The sequence below is a fragment of the Bradyrhizobium sp. JYMT SZCCT0428 genome, from assembly GCF_018131075.1.
Lineage (GTDB): Bacteria > Pseudomonadota > Alphaproteobacteria > Rhizobiales > Xanthobacteraceae > Bradyrhizobium.
Genome location: NZ_JAFCLS010000120.1, coordinates 1 through 7,326, shown reverse-complemented (window position 1 = coordinate 7,326; position 7,326 = coordinate 1). Strand labels below are relative to the sequence as shown.

Here is a 7,326-nt window from a genome sequence, read left to right as displayed (position 1 = left end):
GACGTATTCCTGATGGGTGCTGGAGCGGACTTCATTACCGGTGGTGGCGGCGTAGACTATGCTTGGGGTGGCGGCGGTCCGATACCTTCACAATCAATGATACGACCTCGGAGGTCATGGTGATCCAAGACTTCAACACCGGCGGCGTCAACGATGTCCTAAATTTCTCTGGCACGTCCCTTCATTCGTTTGCCGATGTGCAAGCGGCTTCTTTCTACGCTGCGGGCATCAACACGACGATCATCACCGATGCCGCCGGCAACGCTGCCTGGCTGATTGATAAAGGCCCGGGTGATCTTGACGCCAGCATGTTCAGGTTTGGGTGAAGCTCAAGTCTGAGGACAGCTTGCGGCTGCGGATAATTAGTGAGAGAGTCTGACGGTTTCGCCGGGGGTATTATTAATGGCCGTTGTTAGCGATTATACTGCGATTCTATCGGGCAATTCTTGGTGGGGGAATTCGGCTTCAGGGGCCTCGCTTGCTGGACGTCCTGCCTTTGTCAGCTATTCGTTCGATGCAGCAATTTCGGCCGCAGAACTAACTTCTTCCGATACTCAAGCTTACAAAAATAGCTTTCGACCGTTCACAATTGACGAACAACAGACCGCGCGAGAAGCTTTACAGAAATGGGCAGACGCTAGCGGATTGGTGTTTCTCGAAGTTCCAGCCGGCCTTGGGGATATCACGTTTGGCTCCTATCAGTTCTCTGCGGATCCTGCTCACGCCGGTTTCAGAGGAGTCGGATACTATCCGAACGTCTCGATCTTGTACGACTTCGATCAAGAAAGAGGAGGCGACATACAGATAAACTACGGCTCGGTTGCCATCGGTTTGATGCTGCACGAGATCGGTCATGCCCTAGGATTTAAGCATCCGTTTGACGGCGATCCGACGTTGGCGCCCGCGTTGGATGATAAATCTCAGACCGTCATGAGCTATACTGGTAGTGCGCCCAGTCAGCTTGGACCTCTTGACCTTCAGGCCGTGCAGTATCTTTACAACGTCCCGGGAACTGATGGTTCGCAGGATTCCGCGTGGCGGTGGACGGGATCCTACACACTGATCCAGGTTGGAACCGCGGGCAACGATACCTTTCGTGGCTTTAGAACCGCTGACGTGATCTCGGGAAATGCCGGCGACGACGTCTCAATTTTGGGCGCGGGGAATGACTTGATGTTCGGCGGTCTGGGGGCCGACAGCATCCATGGCGATGCCGGTAACGACGTGGTCTCCGGGGATGGCGGCAACGACACGCTTTACGGGGACGCGGGCGGCGACGCTATCTTTGGCGGTGCGGGATCCGATTCTAGTTATGGCGGTGACGATACTGACTTGATCAACGTAGGCATCGGAAACGATCTGGCGTATGGCGGGAGCGGTGACGATACTCTCATCGGTGGAGCTGGAAACGACAGTCTTATTGGTGACGCTGGCCTCGATTTCTTTAATTTTTCCGCACCTCGATCTGCTTACAGTATTTCGCTTTTTGGCGGTGGTGGCGGCACTGTTGTAATCGTGGACGGGCTGGACGGTAGAGACTCAGTCTATGGTGGAGAATATTTGAATTTTGCTGACGGCACCTACGTCGTGTCTGGCCTGGTGGCCAACACTCTCCTGTTATCGGTGGACCCGTTTGGCCCCGCCACAAATGATTTGCTATATGGCGGAGCTAATAACGACACGCTGGCTGGCGGGAGCGGTGCGGACGTATTGGTGGGGCTCGCGGGCAATGACACCGGTTATGGCGGAGTCGGGAACGACTATTTCTACGGCGGCGATGGCAATGACGTGTATTCCGGGAGCAGCGGGGTCGACGTCTTGGTGGCCGGGAACGGTAACGACGTGGCCTATGGAGGTGACGATCAGGACTATCTCTACGGCGGCGCTGGCAACGACGTGCTGGCGGGAGAAGGCGGCGTCGATGTCCTTCTCGGCGAAGCCGGTGATGATTTTATGTACGGTGGAGATGGCGGCGACTATTTCTACGGCGACATCGGCAACGACGCGGGCTACGGCGGTGGTGGCAACAACATCTTCGTAATGCAATCGGGCAACGACATCGCCACCGGGGATGACGGTCAGGACTATTTTTACATGGGGGATGGCAACGACGCCATGTACGGCGGAGCTGGCGTCGATGTCCTTCTCGGTGAATCGGGAAATGACACGTTTGATGGTGGTGCCGGCACCGACTATCTGTTCCTGGGAAGTGGCGGCATTGATCGGGTGCTATTCAATGCCGACTCGAGTGTTGATGTAATCAACGATTTTGAAGTGACCAGCGATAGTATTGCCCTGCAAGGAACGATGCTTACAACCTTCGACGATGTACTGGCAGCCACCACTGACTACGGCACGTTTTCGATCGTCACCATGGATGCCAATACAGCTATCTGGCTGATCGGCGTCAATAAATCGCAGCTCGTAGCTTCGGATTTTACATTTACGTAGTTTTGACCCATGGTTTCGTGGTTCAGAAAGGCCGCCGGTTGCGGCGGCCTTTCGTCCTTGAAAATCCATGTTAGAAGCGGCCGGCGCGGCACGACAATGCGCGACGGTCGATGCTTTAAAACGGAATAGGCTCCGGCCAATCGAGCATTCGCTCCCAACCGCCAGGCTCGTAAAGCGCGACCTTGAACGAGCCGGCATTGTTCCAGTGAACATCGAGCACCTTCCGGCCCGCATCCGTGGACGCAGAGCTCGGAGAAATCTTCATTGCTCGGAACGACATTGGCGGCGAGATAAAGCTTGATTGCCGAGAAGCCGTGGCCGCATTCGCGAATGAAGAACCTTCCGCTATAAAAACTCACGATCATTCCGGTGCGCACTAAGCGATAAGCGACCCGGCCCAGGACCTTGGCTCGCTGCAGTCTCGCTTCTGCGAAGTCGTGAGCAGTATCTCGGAATCCTGAGAACCATCAGTTCCCGGGACGTTGTGAAGATACTGCACGGCCTGAAGGTCAAGAGGTCCAAGCTAACTAGGCGCACTACCTGTATAGCTCATGACCGTCTGAGATTTATCATCCAACGCGGGCGCCATCGTCAGCGATAGCGTTGCCCTGCAAGGAACGATGCTTACAAGCTTCGACGATCTACTTTCGCAGCTCGTGTTTGTTGTCGCTCGATGGACGTCAACACTGCGGTGACGATCGAAAACGAGCCGTAGATTTGGCTGATTGGCGTCAATAAATCGCAACTCGTCGCTTCGGATTTTACATTTGTCGATAGCCGAGCAATTGAAATGAAAGGGGCCGCCAACTAAGGCGGCCTCCCATTGCGTCATGATCTTGGTAAGGAGATGACGTCAATCAAACGGAATTGGCTTCGGCCAATCGAGCAGCGTTCGCTCCTAACCGGCAGGCTCATAGGTAATGAGCCTGAAATTCCTCGCGCGGTCCCATCGGATCTCAAAGACCTTGCGGTCGTCGGCGCGAATTTGAATTGCTGAGTCTCGTTTGGCTGGGCGTGCGGTCGAAACGGAACGATCATATCCGCCGTCAAGCCGTCCTCGTCGAGCCTGTACAGGTGCTTTTCTTCGCCCTCGCAAGTGAGCATCCTGCTCGTGAGAGTGGCAACCGCTTCAGACGAGTCACATTCGGCTGAGAAGGAAAAAATTCTTAACAGGTCCTTGAGCGCGCTGGCGAGCGGCGACCCGATCCGCCCGTTCAGAGGGCAATGGGCGCGAGGGTTCGCGGAGGCGATCAACCGACCCTTTTCAGAAGTTCAGGCTGCTGCGGCGACGGCACTTCCCTGACCGTACTGTTGAAACCGACCACAAGTCGATCCGCTGGCTTTCCCGATCAGCTCACGAAACTGAAATTTCCGGCCGTCAACGTCGCCGCGGTGGCTCCATTCAGCCAAACCGCGGTATCGCTGTCCACCTGCACAACGAAGTAAGCACGTTCTGGTACGAGTGAGGCAACAAGTCGGAAGGACGTGAAGCCCGAGCCGGTCAGCAACACACTGTCCGTGGTGGCATTCCAATCTTGAACCACCTGAACACTCGGAACGTCGTTGACCACAAACGTGTTGCTACCGCCTCCGCCGAAATAGTAATTCACGCCTTGACCGCCGTCGAAGTAATCGTTTCCGGCGCCGCCGAGCAGGACGTCGACACCATCGCCGGCATACATAATATCGTTGCCGCCTCCGCCATATTGGTAATCGTTCCCGCCCAATCCAAACATCATGTCATTGCCGTCGTTACCCTGTTAGATGACGCGCCCTTGCGCCGCGATTAGGACGTCGTTGCCTGTTCCGCCGTAGGCTTGCGAACCATCGCCTTCGAAGAGGTAAGTGTAGTCGTCGCCGGCATCGCCCTCGTCAGCAATTTCAATGCCGCTACCCCGACCAGCGTATCGTTGCAGCGCCGCCCGTGACCCAGTTCAGGCTCCATCCGCCCTTTGACGGGCGGAAGAGCATCCCTCTTGCACCGCTTTTTAAGAACGGGAGCCGCAGTGGGCTTGTGTTTGTCGTGGCCAGTCGCATCGGCAGCGGCAGCTGGACGCCTCGACAGCGGCCCTCATAGCGGTCGGTGAAATCCTGCAAGAGGCAATGGAATGTCGCGCCTCTGTAGGTCCCAGCGCCGGCGCACCTCGTGCGCGACACATAATGCAACTCCCCGCAACGGAACTGCGAATTAAAGCGTCCGCAGAATATTTTGTTCCCGAGCCGGAAAAGGTCCTTCCCATACGAAACGTCGGTTCACTAGGCTGTTTTTGAAAGTCGGTTCCGAGAACTTGTCGCCCGGGCGCCGCTTGATAAGGTATCCAGCAAAGGAGTTTCGACATGACAAGGATCGCCGCAATTACTCTTTTTCCGTTCTACTTGCGTCGACTTCGTTATTGAGTGCCCAAGGGTCCAGTGGGAGCGCTAGTTCGAGTGGCAGCGCAAGTTCCGGCAGCAGCGCGAGCTCTAGCGGAAGTAAGAACGGAAGTGCTGCTAGTCCCGCCACTGCTCCGACCGTGCTTTGGCGGCCTCATTCATTCCAATACATTTTTTGCGGGCCGCAGTTCAATGCGGCTGGTCTCTTGCGAATCGCTAACCTACGATCGAGAAGTTCGCGGGCGTCAGTGTTCCGGCGGTAGCGCCGTTTAGCCAGACCGCAGTATCGGTGTCCACCTGAACAACGAAGTAGGCACCGTTCTGGTAGGAATGCGACAGCACATCTGCGAACGATGTAAAACCCGACGCGCTGAACTGGACAGTATCGAGGCCGGGGGTCCAGTCCTGAATGACCTGAACACTCGGAACGCCGTTGACAACGAACGTGTCGTTGCCGACGCCGGTGCCCGGGCCCCCGCCATTACCTCCGAAGTAATAGTTCACGCCCTGGCCACCGTCGAAATAGTCGTTGCTGGCGCCGCCGATTAAGACATCGACACCGTCGCCACCGAACATCTGGTCGTTGCCGGTGCCGCCATAGAAGTAGTCGTTGAATTGAGAGCCGAACATAGTGTCGTTGCCGTCGTCGCCTTGCTCGATCACCCAACCTTTAGTGGCGATCAAGACATCGTTGCTGGCCCCGCCATAGGCCTGCGAACCGTCGCCATTGGCAAGGTAAATCCAGTCGTCGCCGTCATCGCCTTCCAGCAGGTCAGAACCGCCATCACCGATCAGCGTGTCGTTGCCGGCTCCTCCATAGGTGCTGTCCGATCCCGCGCCGCCGTACGTAAGGTCGTTGCCGCCTCCACCAAACAGCCAATCGTTTCCGCCATTACCGATGAGAATGTCATTTCCGCCGAGACCGTACAGCTGATCGGTCAATGCTCCACCGTTCAGGGTTTTACCGGGTGCGGCGCTTGTTGGGATGCCGCCCGAGCCGATGCCGTTCAAAAGCGCCGAGGCCGTGACCACCCCGTCCAAAAATCGGAAATTCTCGATGTTGCTGTCCTGGTCCTGACCGTCGGGACTGCCGCCGCGCGTATCGAGCAGCGTGAATGTGCTAGTATTCGCATTCCATGTGATGAGATAGTTGGCCCACGCGCCCGAATAAACGGCGGTGTCGTTGCCGGTGCCGCCGTCTATGATGTCGTTGCCACCCCCGCCGGTTATCGTGTCATCCCCGACCAAGCCGGAAAGCTGGTTGCCGACACCGTTTCCGTCAATGGCGTCATTGCCGCCACCGCCGATGCCGTTCTCGATGATGACGCCATACGCAATCGAGATGTTGTACGTCATCATATCGCAACTGGAAAAAGCGCCCGGCGCGAGATTGAGGATGCAGGAATAACTCCAGCCGGAAAGGTCAAGCGTGTCGGTGCCAGCAGAGTCGTAGATGCAGAGAACCGGATGCAAATTCTGTCGAAAATCGAAGAGCCAGACATCCGAATTGGAATTGAAGCCATAGACGGTATTTCCGGTTCGCGTCGTCGTCTCCGCGCCATACATGGCCTGAATGACCAAAACGTCGTCCAGCATCGGCGTCTCGGCATAATAAGTGCGGCCGTCGTCGGCGACCCAGTCGGCACCGGTGTTGTTTGCGGTGAAGTACGACATAATTGTATACATCTGCGAATCCTGCGCGTAGAGCGCGTCATTCGCGTAGGTTGGCGATCCGCCGTTGTAATTGCCGGGATGATCCAGTCCCAGGGCATGACCGGTCTCGTGAATGAAGGTGCCCCAGCCCCAGTTGCCCACGGTGGGCGACATCAGGTTGTTGGTCCCCGAACTCGCGCCGTATTGCGAGTTAAACCAGAGCGAGCCGCCGCTTTGCGCGATGCTCGGATAGTAGGCTTGAGCATAGCCGATGTTAGTGGTCGTGTTCATGTACTTGACGTTGGCGGTCGCGCCGTTCGCAGCCAACGCAAAATCCGGACCGATCAGATCATCCCACAGCCTGATGGTAAAGGTTGCCGCGGCCTGTTGCGCGCTTGTGACCGGGGTGAAGCCGTTTCGCTCGGCATAGGGAAACCAGCTGGCGCTGGACGGGAAACCGTAGGTCAGATTGAGACCGGACCATACAGATCCGCTGTCCAGTTGATCGATGATTTGCGAATTTGTCCAGATCGCCTTGGCCATGCGTCACAATCCTGGGGTTCGTTACACTATACCGGCTTTTCCCCTACCTGATCGTTTATAAAAGCTCAAAAATCGCCGGGGATTTCGGTTTCTGCCTTAGCGGAACCGCGTGAAGCATCATCGCTCAAGGCCGTTGCCAACCGTCTAGAACTTCCCGCTTTCCCCGTTAGCGACATCGGCCGCTCGTGTCGGCCTCAGGCACGACGCCTGACTAAAAATTGACCTTGCGCCCAAGTTTTATCCGATCCCGAGTTCGCTCTTGGCGTTTGGGTTGCCGGGTGGGCGGTGGTAGCGACGGGAGCTGGC

The 7,326-nt window shown here is 56.6% G+C and carries 3 protein-coding genes and 1 pseudogene; 2 read left to right on the top strand and 2 right to left on the bottom strand.

What is annotated here, in order from left to right; all coding sequences use genetic code 11:
• Nucleotides 1-326 (top strand): hypothetical protein (locus JQ575_RS43375; RefSeq protein WP_212039260.1); only part of this gene is annotated, 326 nt, incomplete at its 5' end.
• Between the two features lie 76 nt (nucleotides 327-402).
• Nucleotides 403-2,451, top strand: a complete 2,049-nt coding sequence (locus JQ575_RS43370; protein ID WP_212039259.1) for a matrixin family metalloprotease — start codon at nucleotides 403-405, stop codon at nucleotides 2,449-2,451.
• Between the two features lie 1,349 nt (nucleotides 2,452-3,800).
• Here JQ575_RS43370 and JQ575_RS43365 read toward each other — a convergent pair.
• Nucleotides 3,801-4,196, bottom strand: a pseudogene (locus JQ575_RS43365) (calcium-binding protein); the annotation flags it as partial.
• An 844-nt stretch (nucleotides 4,197-5,040) separates the two neighbouring features.
• Entirely contained in the window at nucleotides 5,041-7,020 is a 1,980-nt protein-coding gene (locus JQ575_RS43360; RefSeq protein WP_212039257.1) for a M10 family metallopeptidase, read from the bottom strand.
• Nucleotides 7,021-7,326 lie beyond the last annotated feature (306 nt).